Raw genomic sequence first — 26,754 nt, 5'->3', positions numbered from 1 at the left:
TTCGCGGAACGCCAATGCGGCGCCCGCAAGAGACGTTGGGGAACGTAAGTGGCTGAGAAAAAGATTTTTCGCGACGCGGCGCTGGAGCGGCTGTCGACGCCGGATCGGCTCGATCAGGGACTCAAGATCGTCGGCTCGGCCGAGCGGATCGGGCTGGGCGCGCTGATTGCCCTGATCGTCGGCGGCGCCATCTGGGCCTGGATGATCCGGGTCCCGATCATGGTGGGGGGCAGCGGCATCCTGCTCGAGCGTGGTGGCCTGTTCGAAGTCACCAGCGGCAGCCGCGGCCGTCTCATCAATTTCAGCGTTGCGCCGGGAGACAAGGTCAAAGCGGGGCAGGAGATTGCCAAGCTCGACCAGAGCGAAATGCAATCGCAGCTCGAAACGGCAAAAGCCGAGCTGAAGGATTTTCAGGCGGAGCGCGATCAGATTGCCGCGTTCCAGGCGCGCAAGAAGCCCATGCTGGCGGCGGTCACGCAACAGAAGCGGCAGGCCTATCAGGATCACATCAAGTTTCTCAGCGATCGTCTCGAACAGCTGGTGGTGCGCGACACGGCCAATCGCGACCTGATGGCCAAGGGCTATATCGCCGTGCAGAAGCTGCTCGATACCCAACTCGAGATCGGGCAGGCCGAGGATCAGCGCCAGCGCGACACCAACGGGCTCAAGGATCTCGATTTCGAGGAAACCAAGCAGCGCGTCGCCGACGATCAGGAACTGATGCAGATCGAGCTCAAGGTCGCGTCGGCCCAGCGCAAGCACGACAATCTGGCGGAGCAGCTGGCGCGCGAGAGCATCGTGAGCAGCCCCTATGATGGTCGCGTGGTCGAGCTCAGGGTCAAGCTTGGCGAAATCGTCGAGCGCGGCTCATCGCTTTTTACCGTGATCCCCAGCAATCTCGCCAATGCGACTGGCCAGATCGGCGAACAGCTGACGGCGATCGTCTACGTGCCGTCAGGCGAGGGCAAGCAGATCAAGCCGGGCATGCGGGTGGCGCTATCGCCCTCGGTGGCGCCGCGCGAGGAATATGGCTTCCTGATCGGCAAAGTCCGCTGGGTCGCCGAAGTACCGGCGACGCCGGAAGGTATGGCGTATACGCTCAAGAACAAGCAACTGGTGCAGACGCTGTCGAACAATGCAGCACCGATCGAGATCGCTGTCGATCTTGAGAAGGACGCATCGACGCCGAGCGGCTATCAGTGGTCGTCGTCGCGTGGTCCGGATCTTCGCCTGAATGACGGCACGCTCGCACGTGCGGATATCGAGGTGCGGGACATGCCGCTGCTCAGTCTCGTGATCCCGCCGCTGCGCCAGATCCTGGCGTCGAAGTCATGACAGCCGCGATGATGAGCAGCGCCGCGCGGAAGCGGACGCCGACCTTTCTGCAACATGAAGTCGCTGAATGCGGGGCTGCCTGTCTCGGCATGGTGCTCGCGCATTTCGGCCGCTGGGTGTCGCTCGAAGAACTGCGCTATGTCACCGCCGTCAATCGCGACGGCACCCGGGCAAGCAATATCGTCCGCGGTGCGAAACATTACGGTATCGCGGCGAGGGGATTTACCAAGGCGCCGGAAGATCTCGCCACGATGACCATGCCTGTCGTGGTGTTCTGGAATTTCAATCACTTCATCACCGTCGAGGGCATGCGAGGCGGCAAGGTCTGGGTCAATGATCCCGCCACCGGGCCGCGGGTCATGACGTTCACGGAGTTCGATGAAGGTTTTACCGGCGTGGTGCTGACATTCGAGCGGACGCCGGAATTCCAGCCGGGCGGCACCCCGCCATCTCTGTTTGGCAATATTGCTGCGCAATTGGGACGCGTGCGTGTCGGTCTGGCGAGCGTGGTGCTGGCCGGCTTCCTGCTGCTTGTTCCCGGCTTGTTGCTGCCAGGTGTGCAGCGCGCTTTCACCGACTATTTCCTGATCGCCAAGAAGGACACCTTCTTGTTCTGGATCATCGGCGGTCTTGTTGCGCTGGCGATCTCCCGCGCGACCATCGTGCTGCTGCAGCATCACTTGATGGCACGCCTGCAGTTGCGCCTGGGGGTGACATCGAACAGCCAGCTGCTCTGGCACATCCTGCATCTGCCCACCAATTACTTTGCCCAGCGCAATGCCGGCGAGATCGCCGGTCGGACCAGCATTGCAGATCGCTTTACGGGATTGCTTTCGGGCAGTGTCGGTTTCGCAGTCGTCAATCTTATGACCATCGCCATCTATGCGCTGGTGATGATCGGCTATAGTCCGAAGCTCACACTGATCGTCGTTACTTTCGCGCTCGTCAATCTCGGGCTGCTGCTGTGGATGGTTCGGTTTCTGGCGGACCTGCATCGCCGCACATTGCAGGACGATGCGCGCCTGCAGGGCACGATGGTGCAGGGCTTTGCCAATCTGGACAGCTATCGCGCCAGTGGTACCGAGGATCTGTTCTTCCGCCGCTGGGCCGGTGCGCATGCCAAGATGCTGAGCGCCGAGCAGAACATGAACCACTATCGGCGGCTGTTGAACAATGCACCGATCTTCCTGAACTCGGTCGCTGGCGTGGCCATCGTCCTGTTCGGCGGGTTTGGCGTGATGGAGGGAACGATCTCCATCGGCATGCTCGTCGCTTTCCAGACACTGGCGTCCCTGTTCAATGCGCCGATCGCCAGCTTTGTCGGCATCGGCGCGCAGTTGCAGGAGACCCATGGTTATGCCGATCGCATCGGCGACGTGCTGCGTCAGCCAACCGATCCGATGCTCGACGCAAATCGCGAGACTGCGCCATTGCCGACATTCACCGGCCGTGTCGATGTAGAAAAGGTCTCGTTCGGCTATTCGCCAATCTCGCCGCCGCAACTGGTCGATATATCGCTGTCGATCAAGCCCGGATCTCGCATTGGCATCGTTGGCGGGTCCGGTAGCGGCAAGTCGACGCTGGGCCGATTGCTGGTGGCGCTGGCGACGCCGCAGGATGGTGAGATCCGCCTCGATGGCGTGGCGCTGGACAAGATCGACAATACCGCCTTGCGCACCACCGTCGGCTATGTCGATCAGACCACGACGCTGATTTCCGGATCGATCCGGGACAATCTCACCATGTGGGATAGCTCGATCTCCGATGATCGTATCATGGCTGCCGCGCGGGATGCGGCCGTGCATGATGTGATTGCAGGCCGTCCGAATGCCTATGACGCCAAACTAAGCGAGAATGGCAGTAACTTTTCCGGTGGCGAACGGCAACGTCTCGCAATCGCGCGCGCGCTCGCGTCGGATCCCTGCGTCATCGTGCTGGATGAAGCGATGAGCGCATTGGATGCGATCGCCGAGATGAATGTTGTCGATAATATCCGTCGCCGCGGCTGTACCTGCATTCTGATTGCGCATCGCATCAGCGCGGTGCGGGATTGCGACGAGATCCTCGTGCTCGATCAAGGCCGTGTCGTTGAACGCGGCGGGCACAGCGAATTGCTAGCCGCCGCCGGCAGCTATAGCCGACTGGTGGGTGCACAATGAATACGATGACTCCCATCAAGATCGACGAAATCGAGACCCAGGCCGGCACACAGCTTCGCTTCGATCGCGTCGATACCGGCTGGATCATCAAGTCCGGCCGTGCCGAACTGTTCTTGGTGGCGACGGATGACGGCGAACAAGTGTCGCAACGCCATTTTATCCTCGAGGCGCGCGCCAACGATATTGTCCTGCCTCCGTTGGAGCAGCTCGCGCCGCTGCAATTGATCCTGATCACGCCGGAACCGAGCGTGCTGGCGCCGTTCAAGCTCGATCATCTCGGCGCCGAGACGTTGGTGCGCGGTGGTGCTGATGCCGCCAAGAAGGTCGATCGCTGGATCGCGGGCGTTGCAGGAGCGCTGCGCGCTGTCATTGGCATGCCGCCGCCGGATGCGCGGGCATTGGTGCCCGGCGACCAGATTGACTGTCAGGCCGAAGCATCGGTCACCGTCAGGTCCGGTGTGGGGTGGATCGAGAGCCGTGATGCCGCGCTGGATTATTGCGATGGCAGTAGGCTTGCGTCACTCGATGGTGTCACGGCGATGGTCGTGGCACCCGGGACCTGGGTGACCGCCGGCGGAGCAGGCACGCTGTCATCCATGGCAACGGGCGACGTCCTCACCGAACGACCGACATGGCCGGAGACGCTGCGTATCTTTCATGGGCACGCCTTCCGGGCGATCGGTGGCGTCGTCACCGGCGCGCAGCAAAAGATCGAGGAGCGCATCGCAGCGCGATCGCAGAACAGCGATCGGCTGACCAATCGAGTCGTGGGTTCGTTTCACAGCGTCGCCAAGCGTGGTCGCCGGGCATGGGCTCATGGCGCGCAGGAGGATGAGCGACTGCTCGCCGTCTTCATGATCGTGGCGGATGCAATCGGCCTCGATATTCCCCAGCGCGAGCGCGAAAAGATCGCGCGAGAGATGACGCTCGAGGGCGCGGTGCGGACTGCGCGCGTCAGGCAGCGCCAGGTGGCACTGCGGGGGGACTGGTGGCAGGAGGATCTCGGCCCGCTGGTCGCCTTTCTGGATGAAGAGCGTCGCGTTGTCGCTTTGCTGCCGACAGGGACCAATCGCTGGAACGTTGTCGATCCTGTGGAGGGCACGTCCGAGATCGTCGATGCCGCGATGGCGGCGCGCATTCTGCCGACGGCGCATATGCTGTATCCGACATTGCCGGATACGCCGATCAACTTCTGGCAGTTTTTCAAATTCTGCATGCGCCGGAACTGGCGCGATCTCGGCCTTGCCGTGTTCGCCGCTGCTGCCAGCGCTGCTCTGTCGCTGGCAACGCCGCTGGCGATGCGCCTTGCTTTTGATCGCTTTATTCCCGGCCATAACGGCCAGCAGCTGATCGAGCTCGCCATCGGTCTGGTGCTTGCGGCAGCGATATCCATCACATTCCGCATTGCCTATGATCGTGCGGCGTTGCGGATCGATGGCCGCGCCGGCGGTGGGCATGCCGCTGCGGTGATGGACCGCGTGCTGCGACTGCCGGAGTCGGCACTGCGATTTGGCCCTGCCGATCTCGCGTCACGTGTTGCCTCGGCCGATCAGGTCCGTCGCTCGCTGTCCAATGTGGTGCTCGCTGGCATTCCGGCGCTGTTCCTGACCTTGGTGAATGGAACGCTGCTGTTCTATTATGCGCCCTGGGCCGCACTGGTGGCGGTTGGCTGCTTTCTGTTTCTTTGCGCGCTGTCTGCACTGTTCGCACGCCTGCAACGCGAGACGCAGCGGCGTGGCGAGCAGCTGGAATCCGACGTGTTCAACATCGTGTTCCAGCTGGTGCAGGCAATCGGCGTATTGCGCACCACGGGATCGGAAGCCCGTGCCTTCGCACATTGGGGTATCGATTTCGCGGAACTGCGGGCGCGCTCATATCGCTCGCGCAAGCTCTCGACCACCTTCGAGATGCTGCTATCGGGTATTGATCTCCTGTGCTGGGCGGGGATGTTCCTGCTGCTCGCTTTGCTGCCCGGCGATCAGTTCACGACCGGCGCATTCATTGCCTTCGTCACAGCCTATGGCGCGTTTTCCGGCAACTCGATGCAGATCGTGCGGAGTGTCGGTACGCTGGTTGGCCTCGAGACCTCATGGGAACGTGCCGCGCCATTGCTCAGGGCAACGCCCGAGCGTACGGCCGTGCGGCGCGATCCTGGACAGCTCAGCGGCAAGATCGACGTCACCAATGTCGCCTTCCGCTACGGACCCGACACGCCACCAGCGCTCGGAGGCGTGTCACTGCAGGCCGCAGCCGGCGAATTTATCGCCATTGTCGGCCCGTCCGGCTCCGGCAAATCAACGATGATGCGTTTGCTGCTCGGCCTCGATCAGCCGATGCAGGGCACCGTTCAGTATGATGGCCAGGATCTGCGTCATCTCGATACGGAAATGGTACGCCGTCAGATCGGCGTCGTGTTACAAAATGGCAGGCTGTTCCCGGGCACGTTGTTCGAGAACATCATGGGCAATTTCGACGGCACCATCGACGATGCCTGGGACGCGGCGCGGCAGGCGGGGATCGAAGACGATATCCGGGCGATGCCGATGGGCATGCACACCGTCGTCACCGAGGCGTCGGCGGCGTTCTCCGGCGGCCAGATCCAGCGCATCATCATCGCGCGGGCGTTGGTGGGCAAACCGCGCATCCTGTTGTTCGACGAAGCGACCAGTGCGCTCGACAATGTCACCCAGGCGATCATCACCGAGAGCGTTGCCAAGCTTGCAGTGACCCGCGTGGTGATCGCGCATCGCCTCACGACGGTGCGCGAGGCGGACCAGATCTACGTGTTCGACAAGGGGCGCATCGCCCAGCACGGCACATATGATGACCTGATTAAGGCGCCAGGGCCATTCGCCGAATTCGCCAAACGCCAGCTGATCTGAGGCCGCATATGCGCAAGGTACTTCATATTCTGAGCCAGTTGACCGATGAAGACGTCGACTGGATGTCAGAAGCCGGCGAGCGCAGGCGTTATGAGCCGGGCGACATTCTGGTCCGGCAAGGCGAGCCGATCGGTGCGCTGATGTTTCTGCTCGATGGCAAGATCGGCGTCGAGGTCGATGGCGTGCGGACAGCGATCTGGGGCAGCGGCGAGATGCTCGGCGAGACGTCGCTGGTGGACGGTGAGCCACCGTCGGTGACGGCAGCGGCGATCGAGCCGACCCACGTGCTGCATATTGCTGGTGGCGTCCTTCACGCAAAGTTCGATGCCGAGCCGGACCTTGCTGGGCGGCTTTATCGGGCGATTGCAGCGTTGCAGTCCATGTATGCGCGATCGAGCGATGGGAGCGGGGCGGAGCTCGACGACGATGAGATCGACATGTCGCTGCTGGATACGGTCACCGTTGCAGGCAGCCGTTTTGACCGCATGATCAAGCGGTTGATGACGGCGTAGATTGAGCTTTCGCAGCGGCTGATTTATCCGTCGCGGGAAGTTCCGCCAGCAGCGCCTCGGCCAGCCCCTTCTGCTGCGCCGGTAGCCCGCGATCCCGCGCCGCCTGTTCGAGCGCGAAGGTCGCCTCCATATGGATGCGATAATGCGCGGCGTTTTGCTCGACGCCTGAGCCGTCGGCGATCTCGCCAAAAACGACATCATTGCAGCGCGTCACCGAGCGCGAGGTGAAGGCGCGACAGGACAGTGGGCGGACGTCATAGACGGTGCAGCGATTGTCGGCGCCGAGCAGGGGGCAGCGGTGACGGAGTTTTGCCGGATCGTCTGCGTCACGCGCGGCGGCAGCAGCGACCTCCAGTCGGCCCTGCAATGCGTCGCGCTCGTCCGGCGAGAAATGGGTGATGATGTGATCGGCCATCATCCGCGCGATGCCGGGCGGGACTTGCACATAGAGATGACAGCAGGCGGCACAGCCGCTGCTGCAGGCGAGCAGTGGCTGGTTCGGGATATGCGCATAGACGCTGGCGCTGGCGGCGCCGGCGAGATCGGCGATGTCGCGCGCGGCTTCAGGCAGGCCTGGGGCGCGCTCGCAGACGACGCCGCAGGCCGAGCGAAAATTGCCGAAAATGGCTTCATAGCGGCCGGACAGCGAGCGCATCAGCTCGCCCACTTCCGCGATGTTGTCCGAGACGAAGTCGATGGCGTCCTGTGCGCTCATGGCAGCGGCATACGCTGCGAATCACCGGCATGTAAGAGGGAAGCGCTCTCTGTCATTGCCCGGCTTGACCCGGCAACCCAGTACACTCGGGCTTCGGAGTGTCACGCGTATGTCCGTGTCTACTGGATTACCCGCTTTCGCGGGTAATGACAGTGAGAGAGACGGTCTATGCCCGTGCTTTTGCCCGCGCCGGTTTGCCCATCAGCGCCGTCACCGCCACTGACACCACGCGGTCGATGATCGCCTGCACATTGTCGAGATCGCACAGGCCGTCCGACATGCGCGTCAGCCGCTCGGTGTCGCGGATGGTCTGGTGCGCCATCGCAAGGGCGAAATGCAGCGCCCAGAAGATGTCGGCCGGGTCGTGATCGGGCAGGGCGCGACGCAGGGCGCCAGCGAAGCGCTTGAGATGATCGACCTCGCGGTTCTTGATCTTGCGGATCGGCGGCACGGATTCGATCGAGGCGCGGATCATGAAGCGCGCGGCATCGGAACGCTGCTTGGCCTCGCCGAGGCAGCCGCGCAGGGTCGGGCCAACCAGCGCGGAGAAGATGTCCTGTGGGGAGGCGCGGCCGCCGCCGGCGTCTTCCGCGGCCTTCAGTTCATGCAGGCGTTCGCGATTGGTGGCGATACTTCGCGTCACGAACAATTCGGCAATCAGCTCGTCTTTCGAGCCGAAGTGGTAATTCACCGCGGCGAGATTGACGTCGGCCGCCGCCACGATGTCTCGCATCGTCACATCGGCAAAGCCGCGCTCGGCATAAAGCCGTTCGGCTGCGGTGATGATGGAGGTGCGTGTGCGGTCTGCTGCCATGCCTTGATCCCTGCGCAAATCCCGTCCCGTGCAATCCGTCCCCTGCGCCCGTCATGGCGCAACATGGCCCCATGCGAGGGGCGCGGATCAGGAAGATTGCTTTTCAAACATCTGTATGAAACTATCGTTTGAGTGAGCGGAATGTCAATGCGGCCGCCTGATGTCGTGGGCGATCGCGTGGCATCCATCTCCGTCTCATCCCGTCGCCCCCGCGATGCGTGTCCGGTGTGAAAGGCGAGCGACAATCCGCTCGTATTTTTCGCTTGCGGACCTGCATCGACGGGACAACAGTGCCGCCAAAGATTTTGAAGAAACAAAGAGGAACGTCCCATGGATTTCACGATGTCGGACCGCCAGCGCGAATGGCTCGAGCGCGTGTCCTCCTTCATGACCAAGCATGTTCGCCCAGCCGTGCCGATCTATAAGCAGCAGGATGAAGCGGGCGAGCGCTGGAAGGTCATCCCGATCATCGAGGAATTGAAGGCGAAGGCGAAGGCCGAAGGCCTTTGGAACATGTTCATGCCGCCGTCGTCGCATGAAGACGACGAATTCCACGGCGCGGGACTGAGCAATCTCGAATACGCGCTGCTGGCCGAACAGATGGGCCATATCGGCTGGGCGTCGGAAGTGTTCAACTGCTCGGCGCCGGACACCGGCAATATGGAAGTGTTCATGCGCTACGGCAGCAAGGAGCACAAACAGAAGTGGCTGAAGCCGCTGATGAATGGCGAGATCCGCTCGGCGTTTCTGATGACCGAGCCGGCCGTCGCATCGTCGGACGCGACCAATATCGAAACCCGCATCGAGCGCGACGGTGATCACTATGTGATCAACGGTCGCAAGTGGTGGTCGTCCGGCGTCGGCGATCCCCGCTGCAAGATCGCCATCGTGATGGGCAAGACCGATCCGAATGCGCCGAAGCATCAGGCGCAGTCGCAGATCCTGGTGCCGCTCGACACGCCCGGCATCAAGGTCGAAAAGATGCTGCCGGTGTTCGGCTTCGACGATGCGCCGCATGGCCATGCCCAGGTGCTGCTCGAAAACGTGCGCGTGCCGAAGGAAAACATCCTGCTCGGCGAGGGCCGCGGCTTCGAGATCGCGCAGGGCCGTCTCGGTCCGGGGCGCATCCATCACTGCATGCGCACCATCGGCAAGGCCGAGGAAGCGCTGGAGAAGATGGTGCGCCGCCTGCAGTCGCGCACGGCCTTCGGCAAGAAGATCATCGAGTTCTCGGTGTGGGAAGAGCGCATCGCGCAGGCCCGCACCGATATCGAGCTGAACCGTCTGCTCTGCCTCAAGGCCGCCGACATGATGGACAAGGTCGGCAACAAGACCGCGCAGCTCGAAATCGCGATGATCAAGGTCTCCGGCCCCAATATGGCGCTGAAGATCATCGACAATGCGATCCAGGCCTATGGCGGCGCCGGTGTGTCGGATGATGCGGGGCTTGCGAAGGACTATGCGTCCATGCGCACGATGCGTCTGGCCGACGGTCCGGATGAGGTGCATAATCGGGCCATCGCACGGCTCGAACTGAAGAAGTACGCGAACGAGGCGAAGCACTGAAGACCGCACGACATTCGGTTGTCATCCGCGCGAAAGCGGGGATCCAGTAGACACCGGCGTTTGTTGTAATCGACACGTCAGCGTTTACTGGATCGCCCGGTCAAGCCGGGCGATGACAATTGAAGGCGTGGCGACAATAAGAAACGAGGACACAACGTGACCGATGGTGTGAAGCGCGACGACGAATATAACGGTACGCGGCCAGTTGAGGATCGGCATCGCTTCGATGAGCTGCGCCTCGAAGCCTGGATGAAGGAGCATGTGGAGGGCTATGAAGGCCCGCTGACCGTGCTGCAGTTCAAGGGCGGCCAGTCCAACCCCACCTATCGGCTCAACACGCCGAAGCGCTCCTATGTGATGCGCCGCAAGCCGTTCGGCAAATTGCTGCCATCGGCGCATGCGGTCGATCGCGAATACAAGGTGATCGCAGCACTGGGCAAGCAGGGCTTCCCTGTGGCCAAGGCCTATGCGCTCTGCACCGATGATGCCGTGATCGGCTCGGCCTTCTACATCATGTCGATGGAAGACGGCCGCATCTTCTGGGATCCCGCCCTTCCCACTGTCGACAGAGGCGAGCGCCGCGCGATCTTCACCGCGAAGATCGAGACGCTGGCACAGTTGCACAGCTACGATCCCGAAAAGATCGGGCTCGGTGATTTCGGTCGTCCCGGCAACTACTTTGCACGCCAGGTCGATCGCTGGACCAAGCAGTATCGCGCCTCCGAGACGCAGCTCATCCCCGAGATGGAGCGGCTGATCGAATGGCTGCCGACCTCGGTGCCCGAGCAGGAGCGCGTGTCGGTGGTGCATGGCGACTACCGCATCGACAACATGGTGTTCCAGTCGGCGCAGCCGAAAGTGCAGGCGGTGCTGGACTGGGAGCTGTCCACCCTCGGCGATCCCATGGCGGACTTCACCTATCTGTTGATGCAGTGGATCATGCCGGGTCTCGAAAACCTTGATTACAAGGCGCTCGATATCCCGACCATGGATGAGGCGGCAAAGATCTATTGCGATTATGCTGGCCGCAAGGATGTGCCGGATCTGAACTGGTACTATTGCTACAATCTGTTCCGGCTCACGGGCATTCTGCAGGGCATCGCCGGCCGCGTCCGCGACGGCACCGCATCCTCCGCCAAGGCGATGGAATCGGCCAAGCGGACGGTGCCGCTCGCCCAGGCGTCGTGGAAATACGCGCAGCTCGCCGGCGCCAAATAGCGGATCTGTCGATCTGAAGAGTGCGCAAAGCGGTGCTGGCCCGCTCTTTTCAGCCGAGACGCTTTGGTGGGCACGGCGCAGACGCGCCGTTGCCCATCTGACATGCTCTCTTCCATCTCGGCGGTGATCTTGGCGCTGTCTCCCAATCTCACCGGCAGTCTGTTCATGGCCGGCGCCATGGCGACCTTCTGCGCCACCGACGCGATCTCGAAATTCCTGCTGCCGCAGATGAATTTCGGACAGCTCGTGCTGTTGCGCGGCATCGTCGCGGGGGCGCTGATCACGGCGCTGGCCGCGCATCGCGGCGCGCTGCGGCCGCTGCGCGTGCTAGTCGTGCGGCCGGTGGCACTGCGCATCATCGGCGAGGTGGTGGGCAAGATCTTCTTTTTGCAGGCGATCACGCATCTGCCGCTCGCCAATGTCTCGGCGATTATCCTGTCGCAGCCGCTGGCGATCACGCTGGGCGCGGTGTTGCTGTTCGGCGAACGGGTTGGCTGGCGGCGCTGGCTCGCGATTGCGGCGGGCTTCATCGGCGTGCTGATCATCGTCAAGCCGGGCGCTGCCGGCTTCAACCAGTTCACATTGCTGGCGCTCTGTTCGGTGGCCTTCTACGCGCTGCGCGATCTCGCGACCAAGCAGATCCCGACCGAAATCCCGGCACTGTTTGTCACACTGCTGACGACGATCTCCATGACGTTGGTGGGCGGCCTGCTGATGATGCCGCTCGGCGGCTGGGCGACGCCATCAGCGTCATCGCTGGCGCTGCTGGCAGCGGCCGCCGTGCTGGTGCTGATCGGCTATCAGTGCGTGATCATGGCGTTGCGTATTGGCGATATCTCGGCCGTCGCGCCGTTTCGCTACACGCAACTGCTGTGGGCGATGTTGCTTGGCTACTTCATTTTCGGCGATATGCCCGATGGCGCGATGATCCTCGGCGCCGCGATCATTGTTGCCTCCGGTCTCTACACCTTCCATCGCGAACATGTTCGCAACCGCGAGATGCTGATGGTTGCGAAGGCCGGGAGCACGCCGACCGACGGGCCATAGTCGCGCGCGTCATGCAGATCTGCTGAGCCCACCGGCGTGTGTGCTGTCTGGTTTGCGCTGCGTTTTTCGTGCACATGACGGTGCGTCACGCGCAGGCTCCGGGGCTCCTCCGGCAACTCTTCTCAAGAAACATCCGGGCGGAAACCTTGCCTCTCTCTCCGAATATGCGCGGAAGCCTGATGATGGCCGTGGCCATGGCGGGCTTCAGCATGAACGACGCCACCACCAAATATCTCACCGTCGATATGAATTTCGGCCAGGTGATGCTGGTACGCGGCTCGCTCTCCATCGTGCTGGTGTTCGCGCTGGCCTGGTATCAGCAGGCGTTGCGGCCGGTCAGCGTGCTGTTCAAGCTGCCGGTGGCGTTGCGCGTATGCGGCGAGATCGGCGGCACCGCGACCTTCCTGGCGGCGATCACCCATCTGCCGCTCGCCAATGTCTCGGCAATTTTCCAGTCGCTGTCGCTGGCGATCACGCTCGGCGCAGCGCTGATCTTCGGCGAGCCGGTGGGATGGCGGCGCTGGCTGGCGATCGTGGCCGGCTTTGTCGGCGTCCTGATTGTGGTGCGGCCGGGCGCCGAGGGCTTTAACCAGTTCACCGTGCTGGCCCTGATCTCGGTGTGCTTCTGCGTGGTCCGCGATCTGGCCACAAGCCGCATCCCCAGGGAGGTGCCGTCGGTGTTCGTCACGCTGCTGACGACCTTTGTGGTCACCATTGTCGGTGGCTGTCTCATCGTGCCGCTCGGCGGCTGGACCCCGATGTCGGGGCGCTCGATGAGCTTCCTGCTGGTCGCCGCCGTACTGGTGCTGATCGGCTACCAATGCGTGATCATTGCGCTGCGGGCAGGGGAGATCTCCGCCGTGGCGCCGTTCCGCTACACGCAACTGCTATGGGCCATGGGGCTCGGCTATCTCATCTTCGGCGACGTCCCGGATGCCGCGATGATCGTCGGCGCTGCGGTGATCGTCGGCTCCGGCCTGTATGCCTTCCACCGCGAGCGCATCCGCAATCGGGAGATGCTGGTGGCGGCGAAAGCATCGGCACCTCCGACGGAAGGGGTGTGACGCGTTCTCGGCCGCCATCCTGAGATGCGCGCGCAGCGTCTCGACCGGCATCCAGGACCTATGCTCAGAATGTAAGCGAGGCATGCGCAGGCCTTCGTCTTGACCTCGCTTGCGGCATCCCGCACAGAGCATGCTGCGCTGCAGCGAATTTCCGCCGCGGCAACCCGATCGCCCCGGACGCCGTCTTGCCTCTCTCGCCCAATATCCGTGGAATTCTGCTCATGGCAGCATCCATGGCCAGCTTCAGCATCAATGATGCGATCGCCAAATTCCTGACCGTCCAGCTCCATTTCAGCCAGGTGATGATGCTGCGCGGGCTGTTTGCCAGCGTGCTGATCGGTGCGCTGGTCGTGCACCAGGGGGCGTTGCGGTCGCTCCGCGTGCTGCGGTCGTGGCCGGTGTCGCTGCGCATCGCCGGGGAGATCGGTGGCTCCGCGCTGTTTCTGATTGCCGTGAGTGCGCTGCCGCTCGCCAATGTCACGGCCATCGTCCAGGCGATGCCGCTGGTGCTGACGTGTGGCGCGGTGCTGCTGCTGGGCGAGCCGGTGGGCTGGCGGCGCTGGCTGGCGATCGCGGCGGGTTTCATCGGCGTGCTGATCATCGTGCGGCCGGGCGCCGAGGGGTTCAGCCAGTTCACGCTGGTGGCGCTGCTGTCGGTCGGCTTCTATGCGATGCGCGATCTCGTCACCAAACAGATCCCCACGCAGATCCCGACCCTGTTCATCTCCTTCCTCACCACCATCGCCGTGGCGCTGGCGGGGGCTGCTTTCACCGCGGTGCATGGCGACTGGACGGTGCCGTCCGCGCATCTGCTCTTGCTGCTGGCAATGGCCGGTGCGACGACGGTGATCGGATTCCAGTGCGGCATCCTCGCACTGCGCGTCGGCGACGTGTCGTCGGTGGCGCCGATGCGCTATTCGCAGATGCTGTATGCGATGCTGCTCGGCTATCTGGTGTTCGGCGACGTGCCCGATGCCGCGATGGTCATCGGCGCGACCATCATCGTGCTGTCCGGCATCTATACGTTTCACCGCGAGCGCGTGCGAAACCGGCTGCTGGCGAGCAACACGCCGCCGTCGCCGCCTGACGGGGTGTAGTATCTCTCCGTCACCGCCGCCCGGCTTGACCGGGCGATGGTGACGACTGGACGAGTCAGATCGGCTTGCCCGCATAGGGCATCGATGCCGTCAGACCGCCATCCACCGGGATCGCCTGCCCATTGACATATGACGCCTCATCGCTCGCCAGGAACAGGCCCATGGCCGCGAGCTCATGCGGCTGGCCGGCGCGCTTGAGCGGATTGAGCTGGCCGATCTTGTCCTCGGTGCCGCGCTGCTTGGCGCGGTCAAACACGGGCTTGGTCATGCCGGTCTCGATCAGGCCGGGACACACGGCGTTGATGCGCACACCGGTGCCGGACAGCGAATAGGCGGTTGTCTGGACGAGGCTGATCACGCCGGCCTTGCTCGATGCATAGGGATGACCCGAGGCGCCGGACTTCAGGCCCGCAACGGACGCCGTGAGCACGATGGAGCCAAAGCCCTGTTTGGTCATATGCGGCATCGAATGTTTGATGGCGAGGAACGGGCCGATCAGATTGATGCGCAGAATTTCCTGCCATTGCTCGACGGTCTGTTCCAGCAATGGGACCAGGCCGCCGGAGACGCCGGCATTGGCCCAGATCGCATCGAGCTTGCCATAGCTGGACACGGCCTTGTCGATGAAGGCTTTGACGTCGCTCTCGGAACCGGCATCGGCGCTGACCGCCTGTGCGGTGCCGCCGGCATCGGTGACGAGCTTTGCGGTCTCATGAATGCTGTCGCTGCGATCGACGATGATCAGCTGTGCGCCTTCCCTGGCGAAGAGCTGCGCTGCGGCGCGGCCGATGCCGCTGCCGGCGCCGGTGATGACGACGGATTTGCCTGCAAGGCGTCCCATGCTTCTCTCCCGAGTTGTTGTTTCGTTGTCTATTTCTTGAGCGGACTGCCGCCACATGGAATTCATCATCGCGCGTCACCTTGTGTTGCGCGAAGATGCTTGAGGCATCGCGCGCGCTGACGTACGACAAACGAAACGATATTGAAGGGTGGGTCCGATGTCCAACACCGAAAAACCGTTCGTCGCGCAACACAGTGTTCCCTCTGGCGTGACGGCGACGCGGTGGTGGTGGGTGCGGCACGCGCCCGTGCGCAATGACGGCGGCAACATCTATGGCCAGAAGGACATGGATTGCGATTGCACCGACCATGTCGTGTTCAATGCGGTGAGCAAGATCCTGCCGCGCGATGCGGTGTGGGTGTCGAGCAACTTGAAGCGCACGCATCAGACCGCACATGCGATCTGGGATGCGGGCTTCCCCAAGCCCGACAGCATGCCGCATGAAACGGATTTTGCCGAGCAGCATCTCGGCGACTGGCAGGGCATGAACCGCGCCGATTTCTTCGCCAGCCGTCCCGTCAATGTCGGCAGCTACTGGTTCGCGCCCATCGACGAGCCGTCGCCGAATGGCGAAAGTTTCATGGACCTCTACAACCGCGTCCGCCGCGGTATCGATCGCATCACCGCGGCGCATGCAGGCAGGGACATCGTCGCCGTCGCCCATGGCGGAACGATCAAGGCGGCCATCGGGCTTGCATTGAACAACCAGCCGGATCGCGGGCTGGCTTTCACCATCGACAACTGCTCGATCACGCGGCTCGATCACCTCGCCAGCGACGGCCATGCCGGCTGGCGCATTCCGATGGTGAATCAGCAGCCGTGGATTGCAGACCCGTCGCATGCGGCGATGCATCAGCCGGCGGGGCCGGAAGTGGGGTCGTCAGCGACAAAGCTCGCCTAGTCGTGTCCCTTCTCCCGCTTGCGGGAGAGGGGCAGGGAGAGGGGACACTCTACTTGCTCCGAGCTTGCGGAGGCACCCCTCTCCCTAACGCTCTCCCCGCAAAGGCGGGGCGAGGAGACATGCCGCGCTACTGAATTTACAAAACTCACAAACATCAGGGAGAAACCACATGACGCTCTTCGACATGACGGGCAAAGTCGCCGTCATCACCGGCTCCACCCGCGGTATCGGTCGCGCCATCGCCGAGCGGATGGCGGAGCATGGCGCCAAGGTCGTGATCTCCTCGCGCAAGCAGGATGTCTGCGACGACGTCGCGAAGGACGTGAACGAGAAATTCGGCAAGGGCACGGCGGTGGCTATTGCCGCCAATATCTCCAGCAAGGAAAACCTGCAGAACCTCGTCGACGAGAGCAAGAAGGCGTTCGGCAAGATCGACGTGCTGGTCTGCAATGCCGCATCGAATCCGTATTACGGGCCGCTCGCCGGCATTTCCGATGATCAGTTCAACAAGATCCTCAGCAACAACATCGTTGCCAACAACTGGCTGATCTCGATGGTCGTACCGGAAATGATCGAACGCAAGGATGGTTCGGTCATCATCGTCTCATCCATCGGGGGCTTGAAGGGCTCGACCACCATCGGCGCCTATTGCGTGTCGAAGGCGGCGGACATGCAGCTGGCGCGCAACCTCGCCTGCGAATATGGCCCGCACAATATCCGCGTGAACTGCATCGCGCCGGGCCTGATCAAGACCGATTTCGCCAAGGCGCTGTGGGACGATCCGGACACGCTGAAAAAGTCCACGGCACGGTCGCCCTTGCTGCGCATCGGCATCCCGGATGAAATCGCGGGCGCTGCGGTGTTCATGGGATCGGCTGCCGGGAATTTCATGACCGGGCAGACGGTGGTGATCGACGGTGGCGCGACGATCAGCTGATGTAAGGCACGGACATACTCTCACTGTCATCACCCGCGAAAGCGGGTGATCCAGTATGCCCAGGCCTAACGTGTCCGATAAAGGACTCCGGTTACTGGATGCCCCGCTTTCGCGGGGCATGACAGTCAGAGTGGACTACTCCACCGCCGCATAAACCAGGCTGCGGATCAGAGTCCTGAAATATTCCCGCTGGCCCGGCCCCTGCGACATGAACACCGTGAACAGCTCTTCCTTCGGATCGATCCAGAAGAACGTCCCCGCCACGCCGCTCCAGAAGAACTGGCCGGCGGAGCCCGCATAGGGCGCCATGCCGTCATCGGTGCGCACGGCGAAGCCGAGACCAAAGCTGTGGCCGGGCGGGACCAGATGCGTTTCCAGCTTCACATTCGGGGCGAGGTGGTTCGACGCCATGAAATGCAGCGTGCGGCTGCCGATCACGCGGGTGCCATCCAGGGTGCCGCCATTCAGCAGCATCTGGCAGAAGCGCGCATAGTCCATGGTGGTGGAGACAAGGCCGCCGCCGCCGGATTCCATTTTCGGAATCTCCAGCGGATCGAACAGCGCCACCTTGTCGCCGGTCCAGGGATCGGTGGGGAAGGGATGCGTGATGCGGCCCTTGTTTTCGGCGGCGGTGTGAAAGCCGGTCTCGGCCATCTGCAGCGGCGCCAGAATGTTGTCGGTGAGATAAGCGCCCAGCGACTTGCCGGACACGACCTCGATGACGCGGCCGAGAATGTCCGTCGAGCGGCTGTAATTCCATTCGGCGCCGGGCTGGCAGATCAGCGGCAGGCCGGCGACGATTCGTGCGTGTTCCTCATTGGTGATGTCGCGACTGCGCAGATTCGACTTCTGGTACATCCGCTGCACCATGCCGTTGCCGGTGATCTCGTAGGAGAGACCGGAGGTGTGGCGGAGCAGGTCCTGGATCGTGATCGGGCGAACCGGCAACGCCAGTTCAAGCGCGCCGTTGCGCTCGATGCCCACCTTGGTGGCAGCGAATTCCGGGATATATTTGCTGAGCGGGTCGTTCAGCAGGATATGGCCATCCTCGACCAGCTGCATGATGCCCAGCGAGACGATCGGCTTGGTCATGGAGAAGATGCGGAACAGGCTGTCCCGGGCCATCGGGGTGGCGGCATCCGGCGCCTGGCGGCCAAAGGCCTCGAAATAGCCGATCTGGCCGCGGCGGGCGATCAGGGCGGTGACGCCCGGAACGGTGCCCTTGTCGATCTCCCGCCTGAAGGCGTCGGAGACCTTCTGAAGACGGTTTGATGACAGGCCCAGCGCTTCCGGGCGGGCCGCGGGCAAAGCGGGGGTCTGGGGGGAAGTGGCGGTTTTGGCGGCAGTCTGGGCGTTCATGGTGGCTCCCGATTGATCTTGTCTTTTGCCAGCCTAAATAAGGGGCTTAGCCGGCATGTCTGGGGAGCTTGGCCCATAAGTTCGGGCTTGAATAGGGGCGTTTTCCTTAGTAACCAGCCGCCGGTTTGGTGTGCCACGCATGGGCGTCGGCAAAACAGGTGGATCAATGGCCAAAGCAAAATTTGAACGTAACAAACCGCACTGCAATATCGGCACGATCGGTCACGTTGACCACGGCAAGACGTCGCTGACGGCTGCGATCACCAAGGTGCTGGCGGAGTCCGGCGGTGCGTCGTTCACCGCTTACGACCAGATCGACAAGGCGCCGGAAGAAAAGGCCCGCGGCATCACGATTTCGACCGCCCACGTCGAATACGAGACCGCCAACCGCCACTATGCCCACGTCGACTGCCCCGGCCACGCCGACTATGTGAAGAACATGATCACCGGTGCCGCCCAGATGGACGGCGCGATCCTGGTCGTGTCGGCTGCCGACGGCCCGATGCCGCAGACCCGCGAGCACATCCTGCTCGCCCGCCAGGTCGGCGTGCCGGCGCTGGTCGTGTTCCTGAACAAGTGCGACATGGTCGACGATCCGGAACTGCTGGAGCTCGTGGAAATGGAAGTCCGCGAACTGCTCTCGAAGTACGACTTCCCGGGCGATGACATTCCGATCGTCAAGGGGTCGGCCCTGGCCGCGCTGGAAGATAGCTCCAAGGAGCTCGGCCACGACGCGATCCTTGAGCTGATGAAGAATGTCGATGCCTATATCCCGCAGCCGGAGCGTCCGGTTGACCAGCCGTTCCTGATGCCGGTCGAAGACGTGTTCTCGATCTCGGGTCGTGGTACGGTCGTGACCGGCCGTGTCGAGCGCGGCATCGTCAAGGTCGGCGAGGAAATCGAAATCGTCGGTATCCGCGCCACCCAGAAGACGATCTGCACCGGCGTTGAAATGTTCCGCAAGCTGCTCGATCAGGGCCAGGCTGGCGACAACATCGGCGCGCTGCTGCGCGGCACCAAGCGTGAAGACGTCGAGCGCGGCCAGGTGCTGTGCAAGCCGGGTTCGGTGAAGCCGCACACCAAGTTCAAGGCAGAAGCTTACATTCTGACCAAGGACGAAGGTGGCCGTCACACCCCGTTCTTCACCAACTACCGTCCGCAGTTCTACTTCCGCACCACCGACGTGACCGGTGTGGTGCATCTGCCGGAAGGCACCGAGATGGTGATGCCGGGCGACAACATCGCCATGGAAGTGCACCTGATCGTGCCGATCGCGATGGAAGAGAAGCTGCGCTTCGCCATCCGTGAAGGCGGCCGCACCGTCGGTGCAGGCGTCGTCGCTTCGATCATCGAGTAACCGATTAAAGGCGGCGGGCAGGGGAGTTCCCTTGCTCGCCGTTTTGATTCCAGGAGCGTTTTGTTCCTGAACTGTGCACAACGGCTCTTGCAAATCAGGCGCCGCCTGTGCTTCAAACGGCCCGAACCAGTGCCAAGGCAAGGTTCTGTAGGGGTGTAGCTCAGTTGGTAGAGTACCGGTCTCCAAAACCGGTTGTCGTAGGTTCGAGCCCTACCGCCCCTGCCATTTAACCGCCTGATCTGAAACGTTTTTCAGCCTGGGGCAATTTCTAGAAAAATCTCGATTTGGCCGATTGCCACCGGCGCGTGGGTTCGTTTGTTCTGTCTCTGTCTTGGGGGCGGTAAGTGCGATCTCAGTCGCTGCAGCGGCCTTCGACCTATGCCGCCTTACGTACCGAACATCTCAGGGTACATTCGCAAGAGAGGCCTGCATGACACAGACGGTCACGCATCAGCGCACCGAAGGTTAGGCACCATTTCGCAGGTCAGAAGCGCCGACCAAAGGCAGCGTTGTGGAGCCTCGGCCGCAGCGAGGTTGTCCACTGTGAAATTCTGCAAGCGTAGCCGACGAAATCACACGTCCCGAATGAAGGGGGAGGGCCGACGGCAGGCAAATGTCTGACGTCGTCCAGCGAATGACGTTCACTTTCGCCGGGCGGTCGGGCCAACCGAACTGGCCTTCGTGGGGACAGCTCGACCTTGAGCTGTCCCCACGCGAATGAACATCGGTCTCGCCCGACCGCCATCGTCGGCCGATGCAGTCACGCTTGATCGATTGGCCGGATGACGATTTCGTGGATCGCAATATTGCGGGGGTTCGTCACGATATAGGAAACCGCTTCCGCAATATTTTCGGGATCGAGTAGTTTGACGTCGCCAAAGCGGTGAAGAGGCGGATCGCGTCGGCCCGTTGGATCTCAATGACTCGTTCACAGCGGCGACAGGCAACCCGGAGAATGTGTTCATTGATGTCCGACAGTGTCGATGTAGCCGATGATCTGGCGCTCGGCTTTCCAGACTTTGATGGCCTTGTCTTAAAAGCGATGAGGCGAGATCGTTGGCGACGCCTCCGGTACTGATGGGCTCTTGGTTCTTCACCGGGGCATAGCCACTTGCCGGAAAACCCGATAGGTTGGAAGCCGTCGGCGTCTAGCGCCCCTGTCTATCGTTGCGACAGGCAATATTGAAGGATTGCGTATTTCCTTCGGACCATATGCGGTAACGACTTTGGAAAACATCAATCACTTCAATCTCCGCTCGTTCGACCTCAACCTGCTCGTAGCCTTTGACGCTCTCTTCAAGGATCGGAGCGTGACGAAGGCGGCAGCGCGTCTGAAGATCCAGCAGCCGGCGATGAGCCATAATCTTTCGACGCTGCGGCTGCTGATGGATGACGAGCTCTTCGTGCGCGTGGGCAACCTGATGCAGCCGACCGCGAAGGCGGAGGTGCTGGCCGAGCAGGTCGGCGCGGTTCTCGGGCAGATGCAGAAGATCGTGCTGTCGACCGAACGTTTCGATCCCGCTGTGTCCGACAAGATCTTCCGGATCGGCTTCTCGTGCGAGGAGCTGCTTCTGATGCCTGACCTCAGTGCTCAGCTCACGGACACGGCGCCCGGCGTGAAGCTGATCTCCCACCGTGTTCTTGCATCAAAGATCGGACGGGAGCTCGACGAGGGCCTGATCGATCTTGCGATCGGGTGCTATCCGCCGTCTCCGGATCGATACCGACACAAGGTTCTGTTCGAACAGCACCTGGCCTGCTGCTACAGCCCGGCCCTGATCGACGTCGACGACAAGATCGACCGTGAGACGTATCTGGAGAGCCGCCACGTGTTCGTGTCGCAGGACGACGACATCCAGGGATGTATCGGGAGCATGCTGACGGGGGCGGGACACCGCCTCGATATCGTGATGGGCGTTCCCGATTACTTGACCGCTCTGGCGACGGCCGCGAAGGCGCCGCTTGTGGTCACCATGCCCATGCAGATCGCGGAACGCTACGCGTCGGTGTTCGGCCTGGTTTGCCAAACTGCGCCGGTCAAACTGGCGCTCCCTGCGATCTCCCTGATCTGGTCCACCAAGACCGACAACGAGCCGTCAGCCGCATGGCTGCGCGAGCAGATCATCGAGGTCTCGGCCGCCCATGGCACGCGGCGCGCGCAGGCTGCTTGACCGCTCGGAGCGGCTACGGTCGCCGACATTCTGAAGCCGTTGGTTGAGAAGGCCAACGGCTTCAGTGCGTTATGCAGAAGGTGCTTGTGAAGCCGAGGCTTGCAGCACCCTTCAGGACGACTCGATGGCAGGCGGTGCACCCATTCGAATTTTCGATAGAGACGATCGGGCGGATCGATTTGTGCAATGAAGTGGCGCGCCGTACCTCTTGGTCACCAACCAAGAGGAACACTGAAATGCAAAGCCTGATCGCACTCATCACCGGCGGCAACAAGGGCATCGGTTTCGAAACGGCCCGTCAGCTCGCACAGCAGGGAGCTCATGTCGTCATCGCCGCACGCGATGCCGGGCTGGGCGAGGCGGCAGCGGTTGCGCTCCGTGCCGAAGGACTGTCTGCCGAGAGCGTTGTTCTCGACGTGACCGACCAGACCACGATCGACACGGCCGCAAAGACCGTGGAGCTTCGTCATGGTCGCCTGGACGTGCTCGTCAACAATGCCGGTGTCATGCGCGACGCCTTCGACAAGAAGCCGTCCGACCAGGACCTCGGCATGTGGCGGGACACGTTCGACACCAACCTGTTCGGCGTGGTCGCCGTGACCAAGGCCTTCCTTCCGCTGCTGCGGCAGTCGGCCGCCGGACGCATCGTCAACGTCTCCAGCATTCTGGGATCGATGGCCGCGAATGTCGATCCGACCTCGGCCTTCTACGACTTCAAGATCCCGGCCTACAACATCTCGAAGACGGCCCTGAACGCGTGGACCGTGCATCTGGCCTACGAACTCCGGGACACGAACATCAAGGTCAACGCAGCCCATCCCGGCTTCGTGAAGACGGCCCTGCACGGCGTCGATGCGCCGATGGCGGCAGACGAGGGGGCCGCGACGAGCGTGATGCTGGCCATGGTGGGTAGCGAAGGTCCGACGGGTTCGTTCTTCCACGGCGCCGACGTGCAGCCCTGGTAACAACGCAGTCGACATCGGAGCAATGACATGAAAATCACGGGACAGATGGAGAAGATCACGATGTCCGACGGCCAGGCGCTCGACGCCTGGCATGTCGCGGCGGTCGGCGAGCGCAAGGGTGGTGTCGTTCTTGTTCAGGAGATTTTCGAGCTGACCGACCATATCAGGGAGCAGTGCCAGATCTACGCCGATGCCGGCTACGAAATGCTGGCCCCTGCCTTGTTCGACCGGGTCGCACCGGGGCTGAAGCTGTCCTACAGCAAAGCCGATATCGACAAGGCGATCGATCTCGTCCGCGCTCATTCGCTGGATCTCGCTGTTGCCGACGCCCGCACCTGCATCGACATCCTGGCGGCCAAAGGAAAGGTCGGGATCGTCGGATATTGCTACGGCGGATCGGTCTCCTACGCCGTCGCCTGCCGGGCCGACAATCTTTCAGCCGCATCCTGCTATTACGGCGGCATGATACCGAAGCTCAAGACCGAGACGCCCCGGTGCCCGACCATCGTGCATCTCGGCGACGCCGATCAGGAAATTCCGGTCGACGAGGTGAAATCCGCGCTCGACAAGATGGAAGGCGTGACGACCTATGTCTACGACGCCGGGCACGGGTTCAATTCGGATCGACGCGCGGACTACCACGAGAAGAGCGCGACGGCAGCAAGGCAAAGGACGTTGGCGCTGTTCGGCGCTGCCTGACCTGCTCGGCTTGGTATCCTTTGGGTCGCGGGGACGCTTGCGCCCAAAGGATACCAATCGACAGTTGTTTGTCGATAGCGCCCTGCGGTTGGTAATGCGCCTGCGACCTCGGCGGGCGACTGCACGTCGCTCGCCGAACAGAGTCATTCGAATGCGATGCCGGTCTCGAAGGCCACCTGTAGTGCCGCCATGACTCGTCGCAGCATCGGCTCCATCTCGATGCCTGCGCGATGTGCCGCCTCCACGTGCGCCGGATGGATGAAGACCGTGACAGCGTCACGGACCACTCCTGCGGCCGCGACGACATCGTCGATCTTGAACTCACCCTGACGCACGCCGTCAGCGAGGATGGCTTCCACCAGACCGGTCATTGCCGTGCCGTAGTCGCGGACCAGATCCGGCCGTTCATCGATGACCCGGCGATAGAGCTGGTAGACCTCAAAGTCTTCGGCGAAGCGCTCGCACTTGCGACGGTGGAGCGCGACCGTGAGGCCCAGCAGCCGGTCCGATGCTTTGCCGGCGGCCGCGACAAATGTCGCGGCTAGCTCCCGTTCGTCGTTCATCGCCTCGGCGACGATCGCGTCGAAAACCTCCGCCTTGGAGCGGAAGTGACGGTAGATCGTCGTGTGCGAGGTGCCCAAAACCTTTGCAATATCAACGATATTGGTCTTCTGCCCGCCGAAGCGCCTGATCTGCGACTTCGCCGCATCCAGGATGCGCGCGGTCGTGATCGAAGTTCCTGTTTCGCTATCGTTACTCATGGCGACCTGTATATCCCAAAAGCCGCATATTGACACAACGAACAAATAACATAATATGTTCTTTGAAAATTGTTTCCGGAGTATTGAAATGGATGAAAATACCTCCAAGGCACGGGTTGCTTTCGTCACCGGCGGCTCCGGATTTGTGGGCGGCAAACTCATTGGTGCCTTGATCCAACGGGGCTGGCAGGTGCGGGCCCTGGCCCGCAGCACGAAGGCTGCGCAGGCGGTCACGGATGCGGGCGCAACAGCAGTGCGCGGGGAACTGGGCGATCGCGCCGCTTTGGAAGCTGGTCTCATGGGCGTCGATGTGATTTTCCACGTCGCTGCCCATTTCAAGATGTGGGGACCGCGCTCCGAATTCGACCTCGTCAATGTCGACGGGATGAAGACCATCGTGGAGGCTGCGGTCGCGACTTCATCCGTCCGGAAGCTGGTGGCCGTCAGTGCTGCCGCGGTGGTGATGGGCGATCCGAAGCCGTTCCTGGCAGTGGACGAGACCGCCCCGCGTCAAAGCCGGGACTTTGCGCCCTACAGCTCATCCAAAGCCGAGGCGGAAAAGGTGCTGCTGTCGGCAAATGGTCGCCGCGCCGGCTTCGAGACGATTGCCATCCGACCGCCGATGATCTGGGGACCTGACATGCCGATGCTCGATCAGATGATTGACGCCGTGAAGGCCGGGCAGTGGCAGTGGGTGGAGAACGGGACCCAGGCGATATCGACCTGTCACGTCGATAATCTCGTCGAGGCGCTGCTGCTTGCGGCGGATCACGGCCGCGGAGGCGAGGCCTACTTCGTGGCGGATGCCGAAACCGGCACGCTCAAGAGCGTGATGGGCGGTCTGCTGGCGACGAGGAACGTCAAGGCCGCTGACAAGGCCGTCTCGTTCGCGATGGCGTGGCGGCTTGCCGGCGTGATGGGATTTGTCTGGCGTCTGCTCCGCCTCAAGGGCGAGCCGCCGATCACGCGCCAGATGCTTCAACTGATCGGAAAGCCGTTCACGGTCAGCACGGACAAGGCCCGCCGGGAGTTGCAATACGCGCCGACAATGTCATGGGCACGCGGCATTTCGGACATGTCCGCTCCGGTCGCCACCACGCCGCCGCGCGCATTCTGAGCCGGGACAAACGCGTCCTCCTGTTCTGAACAGCGGACGCATGCGGCGGCCTCCGAGAGGCCTTCAATTTAGCAGAGAGAACGATGACGGGCTTTCCAACATCACGCCGCCGATTGCTCGCAGGCCTGGCGGGTCTCGCCGCCAGCGCATTGCCGCGCACGGCACTGGCAAGTCAAAGCTCCTATTATCGAGGACCCGTCAGCGATCATTTCGATGGGGTGCGATTTTTCAATCCAGGTAGCCCGAACGAAGATCAGGGACTGGTCGATGTGCTCAAATGGCGCATGGGATCGGATGCGACGGCTTGGCCAGACGAATTACCACGAATGGCGCCGGATAAGCCGCCCGCCCGTGTCAACAATGGAGATTGCCGCGTTTCGTTCGTGGGCCACGCGTCATTTCTGGTCCAGATCGATGGAGTCAACATCCTCCTCGACCCGGTCCGGTCACAGCGCGCCAGTCCTTTCTCCTTCGCCGGGCCAAAGCGGCACGCACCGCCGGGAATTGCCTTCGACGACTTGCCGCGTATCGACGCCGTCCTGATCAGTCATAATCACTATGATCACATGGACCTTGTGACCGTCGGCAAGCTTTGGAAACGTGACAAGCCGCGCATCATCGTGCCGCTGGGGAATGATGCCGTCATTCGCCAGGCCGATAGTTCGATCGCCGTCGAAAGTGGCGACTGGGGTGACAGCTTTCGCCTGAACCCGCGCGTCGTCGTCACCCTGCGACGCGCGCAACATTGGTCGGCACGTGGACTTACCGACCGTCGACATGCCCTATGGGCGGCTTTTGTGATCGATGCGCCTGGTGGTGGAGTCTATTTCGTCGGAGACTCTGGTTTTGGCGATGGCTCCAGCTTCCGTGACATCGGTCAGGCACATCCGCAATTGCGGCTGGCGCTGCTTCCGATCGGCGCATATGCACCGCGCTGGTTCATGAAGGAGCAACACATGAATCCGGACGAGGCCGTCGAGGCGCTTCGACTCTGCGGCGCGCAGCGGGCGATCGCCCATCATTGGGGCACGTTTCAATTGAGCAATGAGGGCTATGACGATCCCCGTCAGACATTGACAGAGGCGCTCACGCGCACCGCTACGTCTCCGCAACGCTTTTCGACGTTCCTTCCAGGCGAGAGTCTGCATTTAACGACCTCGAAGTGAGCTCGTCTAGGTCACTGACACCTGAGACAATGTTCGGGAGCTACGATGTGCACTTTTGGAAGTCGCGACCT

22 protein-coding genes and 1 tRNA gene are annotated in these 26,754 nt (G+C 62.2%); 18 read left to right on the top strand and 5 right to left on the bottom strand.

Annotated elements, in window-relative coordinates:
- The first annotated feature begins 48 nt into the window (after positions 1-48).
- From AC1RQ5_RS20200 to AC1RQ5_RS20185, 4 genes are read left to right on the top strand one after another with little or no spacing between them, the layout of a single operon-like run.
- Complete coding sequence (locus AC1RQ5_RS20200) at positions 49-1,335, top strand: NHLP bacteriocin system secretion protein (protein ID WP_493201267.1); 1,287 nt, start codon at positions 49-51, stop codon at positions 1,333-1,335.
- The gene (locus AC1RQ5_RS20195; protein ID WP_493201265.1) at positions 1,332-3,494 is read left to right on the top strand and encodes an NHLP family bacteriocin export ABC transporter peptidase/permease/ATPase subunit; all 2,163 of its coding nucleotides are present in this window, start codon (positions 1,332-1,334) and stop codon (positions 3,492-3,494) included. The genes AC1RQ5_RS20200 and AC1RQ5_RS20195 overlap by 4 nt, the downstream gene beginning before the upstream one ends.
- Entirely contained in the window at positions 3,491-6,376 is a 2,886-nt protein-coding gene (locus AC1RQ5_RS20190; protein ID WP_493201263.1) for an NHLP bacteriocin export ABC transporter permease/ATPase subunit, read from the top strand. Before AC1RQ5_RS20195 ends, AC1RQ5_RS20190 begins: the two co-directional genes overlap by 4 nt.
- An 8-nt stretch (positions 6,377-6,384) precedes the next feature.
- The gene (locus AC1RQ5_RS20185) at positions 6,385-6,888 is read left to right on the top strand and encodes a cyclic nucleotide-binding domain-containing protein (protein ID WP_493201261.1); all 504 of its coding nucleotides are present in this window, start codon (positions 6,385-6,387) and stop codon (positions 6,886-6,888) included.
- On the opposite strand, the gene AC1RQ5_RS20180 is transcribed toward AC1RQ5_RS20185, so the two are convergent.
- Together AC1RQ5_RS20180 and AC1RQ5_RS20175 are read right to left on the bottom strand one after the other, a co-directional pair.
- Positions 6,866-7,603, bottom strand: coding sequence for a YkgJ family cysteine cluster protein (locus AC1RQ5_RS20180; protein WP_493201260.1), 738 nt, complete (start codon positions 7,601-7,603; stop codon positions 6,866-6,868). The genes AC1RQ5_RS20185 and AC1RQ5_RS20180 overlap by 23 nt on opposite strands.
- Positions 7,604-7,769: 166 nt before the next feature.
- Positions 7,770-8,417 carry a TetR/AcrR family transcriptional regulator gene (locus tag AC1RQ5_RS20175; protein WP_398480652.1) on the bottom strand — a complete coding sequence of 216 codons (648 nt, stop codon included), beginning with the start codon at positions 8,415-8,417 and terminating at the stop codon, positions 7,770-7,772.
- A 330-nt stretch (positions 8,418-8,747) separates the two neighbouring features.
- On the opposite strand from AC1RQ5_RS20175, the gene AC1RQ5_RS20170 reads away from it, so the two are divergent.
- The 5 genes from AC1RQ5_RS20170 (at position 8,748) to AC1RQ5_RS20150 (ending at position 14,409) form a co-directional block, all read left to right on the top strand.
- Entirely contained in the window at positions 8,748-9,983 is a 1,236-nt protein-coding gene (locus tag AC1RQ5_RS20170; RefSeq protein WP_398480654.1) for an acyl-CoA dehydrogenase family protein, read from the top strand.
- Between the two features lie 156 nt (positions 9,984-10,139).
- On the top strand, positions 10,140-11,201 hold the full coding sequence (locus AC1RQ5_RS20165; RefSeq protein WP_493201257.1) for a phosphotransferase family protein: 1,062 nt from the start codon (positions 10,140-10,142) through the stop codon (positions 11,199-11,201).
- A gap of 102 nt (positions 11,202-11,303) precedes the next feature.
- Positions 11,304-12,248: a DMT family transporter gene (locus AC1RQ5_RS20160; RefSeq protein WP_493201255.1), complete on the top strand. Its 945-nt coding sequence runs from the start codon at positions 11,304-11,306 to the stop codon at positions 12,246-12,248.
- Positions 12,249-12,427: 179 nt separating this feature from the next.
- Complete coding sequence (locus AC1RQ5_RS20155) at positions 12,428-13,312, top strand: DMT family transporter (protein ID WP_493201253.1); 885 nt, start codon at positions 12,428-12,430, stop codon at positions 13,310-13,312.
- Between the two features lie 185 nt (positions 13,313-13,497).
- Complete coding sequence (locus AC1RQ5_RS20150; RefSeq protein ID WP_493201251.1) at positions 13,498-14,409, top strand: DMT family transporter; 912 nt, start codon at positions 13,498-13,500, stop codon at positions 14,407-14,409.
- A 55-nt stretch (positions 14,410-14,464) separates the two neighbouring features.
- Here AC1RQ5_RS20150 and AC1RQ5_RS20145 read toward each other — a convergent pair whose 3' ends face one another.
- The gene (locus AC1RQ5_RS20145) at positions 14,465-15,250 is read right to left on the bottom strand and encodes an SDR family NAD(P)-dependent oxidoreductase (protein ID WP_493201249.1); all 786 of its coding nucleotides are present in this window, start codon (positions 15,248-15,250) and stop codon (positions 14,465-14,467) included.
- A gap of 157 nt (positions 15,251-15,407) precedes the next feature.
- Here AC1RQ5_RS20145 and AC1RQ5_RS20140 point away from each other — a divergent pair, with 157 nt between their 5' ends.
- Both AC1RQ5_RS20140 and AC1RQ5_RS20135 read left to right on the top strand, forming a co-directional pair.
- Complete coding sequence (locus AC1RQ5_RS20140) at positions 15,408-16,151, top strand: histidine phosphatase family protein (RefSeq protein WP_493201247.1); 744 nt, start codon at positions 15,408-15,410, stop codon at positions 16,149-16,151.
- 169 nt (positions 16,152-16,320) lie between these two features.
- Positions 16,321-17,088 carry an SDR family NAD(P)-dependent oxidoreductase gene (locus AC1RQ5_RS20135; RefSeq protein ID WP_398484949.1) on the top strand — a complete coding sequence of 256 codons (768 nt, stop codon included), beginning with the start codon at positions 16,321-16,323 and terminating at the stop codon, positions 17,086-17,088.
- A gap of 135 nt (positions 17,089-17,223) precedes the next feature.
- On the opposite strand, the gene AC1RQ5_RS20130 is transcribed toward AC1RQ5_RS20135, so the two are convergent.
- The gene (locus AC1RQ5_RS20130; RefSeq protein WP_493201245.1) at positions 17,224-18,447 is read right to left on the bottom strand and encodes a serine hydrolase domain-containing protein; all 1,224 of its coding nucleotides are present in this window, start codon (positions 18,445-18,447) and stop codon (positions 17,224-17,226) included.
- A gap of 166 nt (positions 18,448-18,613) precedes the next feature.
- Here AC1RQ5_RS20130 and tuf point away from each other — a divergent pair, with 166 nt between their 5' ends.
- From tuf to AC1RQ5_RS20105, 5 genes are all read left to right on the top strand, one after another.
- A complete protein-coding gene (gene tuf / locus AC1RQ5_RS20125) occupies positions 18,614-19,804 on the top strand; it encodes an elongation factor Tu (RefSeq protein WP_398480422.1) in 1,191 nt (396 codons plus the stop codon).
- Between the two features lie 149 nt (positions 19,805-19,953).
- Positions 19,954-20,029: transfer RNA gene (locus AC1RQ5_RS20120), tRNA-Trp, on the top strand.
- A 965-nt stretch (positions 20,030-20,994) separates the two neighbouring features.
- A complete protein-coding gene (locus tag AC1RQ5_RS20115) occupies positions 20,995-21,975 on the top strand; it encodes a LysR family transcriptional regulator (RefSeq protein WP_493201243.1) in 981 nt (326 codons plus the stop codon).
- A gap of 236 nt (positions 21,976-22,211) precedes the next feature.
- Positions 22,212-22,940 carry an SDR family oxidoreductase gene (locus tag AC1RQ5_RS20110; protein WP_493201242.1) on the top strand — a complete coding sequence of 243 codons (729 nt, stop codon included), beginning with the start codon at positions 22,212-22,214 and terminating at the stop codon, positions 22,938-22,940.
- A 27-nt stretch (positions 22,941-22,967) separates the two neighbouring features.
- Positions 22,968-23,639, top strand: coding sequence for a dienelactone hydrolase family protein (locus AC1RQ5_RS20105; protein WP_493201240.1), 672 nt, complete (start codon positions 22,968-22,970; stop codon positions 23,637-23,639).
- Positions 23,640-23,782: 143 nt separating this feature from the next.
- Here AC1RQ5_RS20105 and AC1RQ5_RS20100 read toward each other — a convergent pair whose 3' ends face one another.
- Positions 23,783-24,400 carry a TetR/AcrR family transcriptional regulator gene (locus AC1RQ5_RS20100; RefSeq protein WP_493201238.1) on the bottom strand — a complete coding sequence of 206 codons (618 nt, stop codon included), beginning with the start codon at positions 24,398-24,400 and terminating at the stop codon, positions 23,783-23,785.
- 88 nt (positions 24,401-24,488) lie between these two features.
- Here AC1RQ5_RS20100 and AC1RQ5_RS20095 point away from each other — a divergent pair, with 88 nt between their 5' ends.
- Positions 24,489-25,517, top strand: coding sequence for an NAD-dependent epimerase/dehydratase family protein (locus AC1RQ5_RS20095; protein ID WP_493201237.1), 1,029 nt, complete (start codon positions 24,489-24,491; stop codon positions 25,515-25,517).
- Between the two features lie 83 nt (positions 25,518-25,600).
- On the top strand, positions 25,601-26,683 hold the full coding sequence (locus AC1RQ5_RS20090; protein WP_493201235.1) for an MBL fold metallo-hydrolase: 1,083 nt from the start codon (positions 25,601-25,603) through the stop codon (positions 26,681-26,683).
- Positions 26,684-26,754: the final 71 nt, after the last annotated feature.

It is taken from the genome of Tardiphaga sp. GW821-FHT12E02, assembly GCF_058807155.1.
The sequence above is the reverse complement of the archived record's forward strand: the minus strand, read 5'-3'. Positions and strand labels throughout refer to the sequence as shown.

Excerpts from the sequence above, each read along its gene's own strand:
- AC1RQ5_RS20195 (WP_493201265.1), top strand. The coding sequence starts at position 1,332 with ATGACAGCCGCGATGATGAGCAGCGCCGCGCGGAAGCGGACGCCGACC.
- AC1RQ5_RS20190 (WP_493201263.1), top strand. The coding sequence starts at position 3,491 with ATGAATACGATGACTCCCATCAAGATCGACGAAATCGAGACCCAGGCC.
- AC1RQ5_RS20185 (WP_493201261.1), top strand. The coding sequence starts at position 6,385 with ATGCGCAAGGTACTTCATATTCTGAGCCAGTTGACCGATGAAGACGTC.
- AC1RQ5_RS20180 (WP_493201260.1), bottom strand. The coding sequence starts at position 7,603 with ATGAGCGCACAGGACGCCATCGACTTCGTCTCGGACAACATCGCGGAA.
- AC1RQ5_RS20175 (WP_398480652.1), bottom strand. The coding sequence starts at position 8,417 with ATGGCAGCAGACCGCACACGCACCTCCATCATCACCGCAGCCGAACGG.
- AC1RQ5_RS20170 (WP_398480654.1), top strand. The coding sequence starts at position 8,748 with ATGGATTTCACGATGTCGGACCGCCAGCGCGAATGGCTCGAGCGCGTG.
- AC1RQ5_RS20160 (WP_493201255.1), top strand. The coding sequence starts at position 11,304 with ATGCTCTCTTCCATCTCGGCGGTGATCTTGGCGCTGTCTCCCAATCTC.
- AC1RQ5_RS20155 (WP_493201253.1), top strand. The coding sequence starts at position 12,428 with ATGATGGCCGTGGCCATGGCGGGCTTCAGCATGAACGACGCCACCACC.
- AC1RQ5_RS20145 (WP_493201249.1), bottom strand. The coding sequence starts at position 15,250 with ATGGGACGCCTTGCAGGCAAATCCGTCGTCATCACCGGCGCCGGCAGC.
- AC1RQ5_RS20140 (WP_493201247.1), top strand. The coding sequence starts at position 15,408 with ATGTCCAACACCGAAAAACCGTTCGTCGCGCAACACAGTGTTCCCTCT.
- AC1RQ5_RS20135 (WP_398484949.1), top strand. The coding sequence starts at position 16,321 with ATGACGCTCTTCGACATGACGGGCAAAGTCGCCGTCATCACCGGCTCC.
- AC1RQ5_RS20130 (WP_493201245.1), bottom strand. The coding sequence starts at position 18,447 with ATGAACGCCCAGACTGCCGCCAAAACCGCCACTTCCCCCCAGACCCCC.
- tuf (WP_398480422.1), top strand. The coding sequence starts at position 18,614 with ATGGCCAAAGCAAAATTTGAACGTAACAAACCGCACTGCAATATCGGC.
- AC1RQ5_RS20110 (WP_493201242.1), top strand. The coding sequence starts at position 22,212 with ATGCAAAGCCTGATCGCACTCATCACCGGCGGCAACAAGGGCATCGGT.
- AC1RQ5_RS20105 (WP_493201240.1), top strand. The coding sequence starts at position 22,968 with ATGAAAATCACGGGACAGATGGAGAAGATCACGATGTCCGACGGCCAG.
- AC1RQ5_RS20100 (WP_493201238.1), bottom strand. The coding sequence starts at position 24,400 with ATGAGTAACGATAGCGAAACAGGAACTTCGATCACGACCGCGCGCATC.
- AC1RQ5_RS20095 (WP_493201237.1), top strand. The coding sequence starts at position 24,489 with ATGGATGAAAATACCTCCAAGGCACGGGTTGCTTTCGTCACCGGCGGC.
- AC1RQ5_RS20090 (WP_493201235.1), top strand. The coding sequence starts at position 25,601 with ATGACGGGCTTTCCAACATCACGCCGCCGATTGCTCGCAGGCCTGGCG.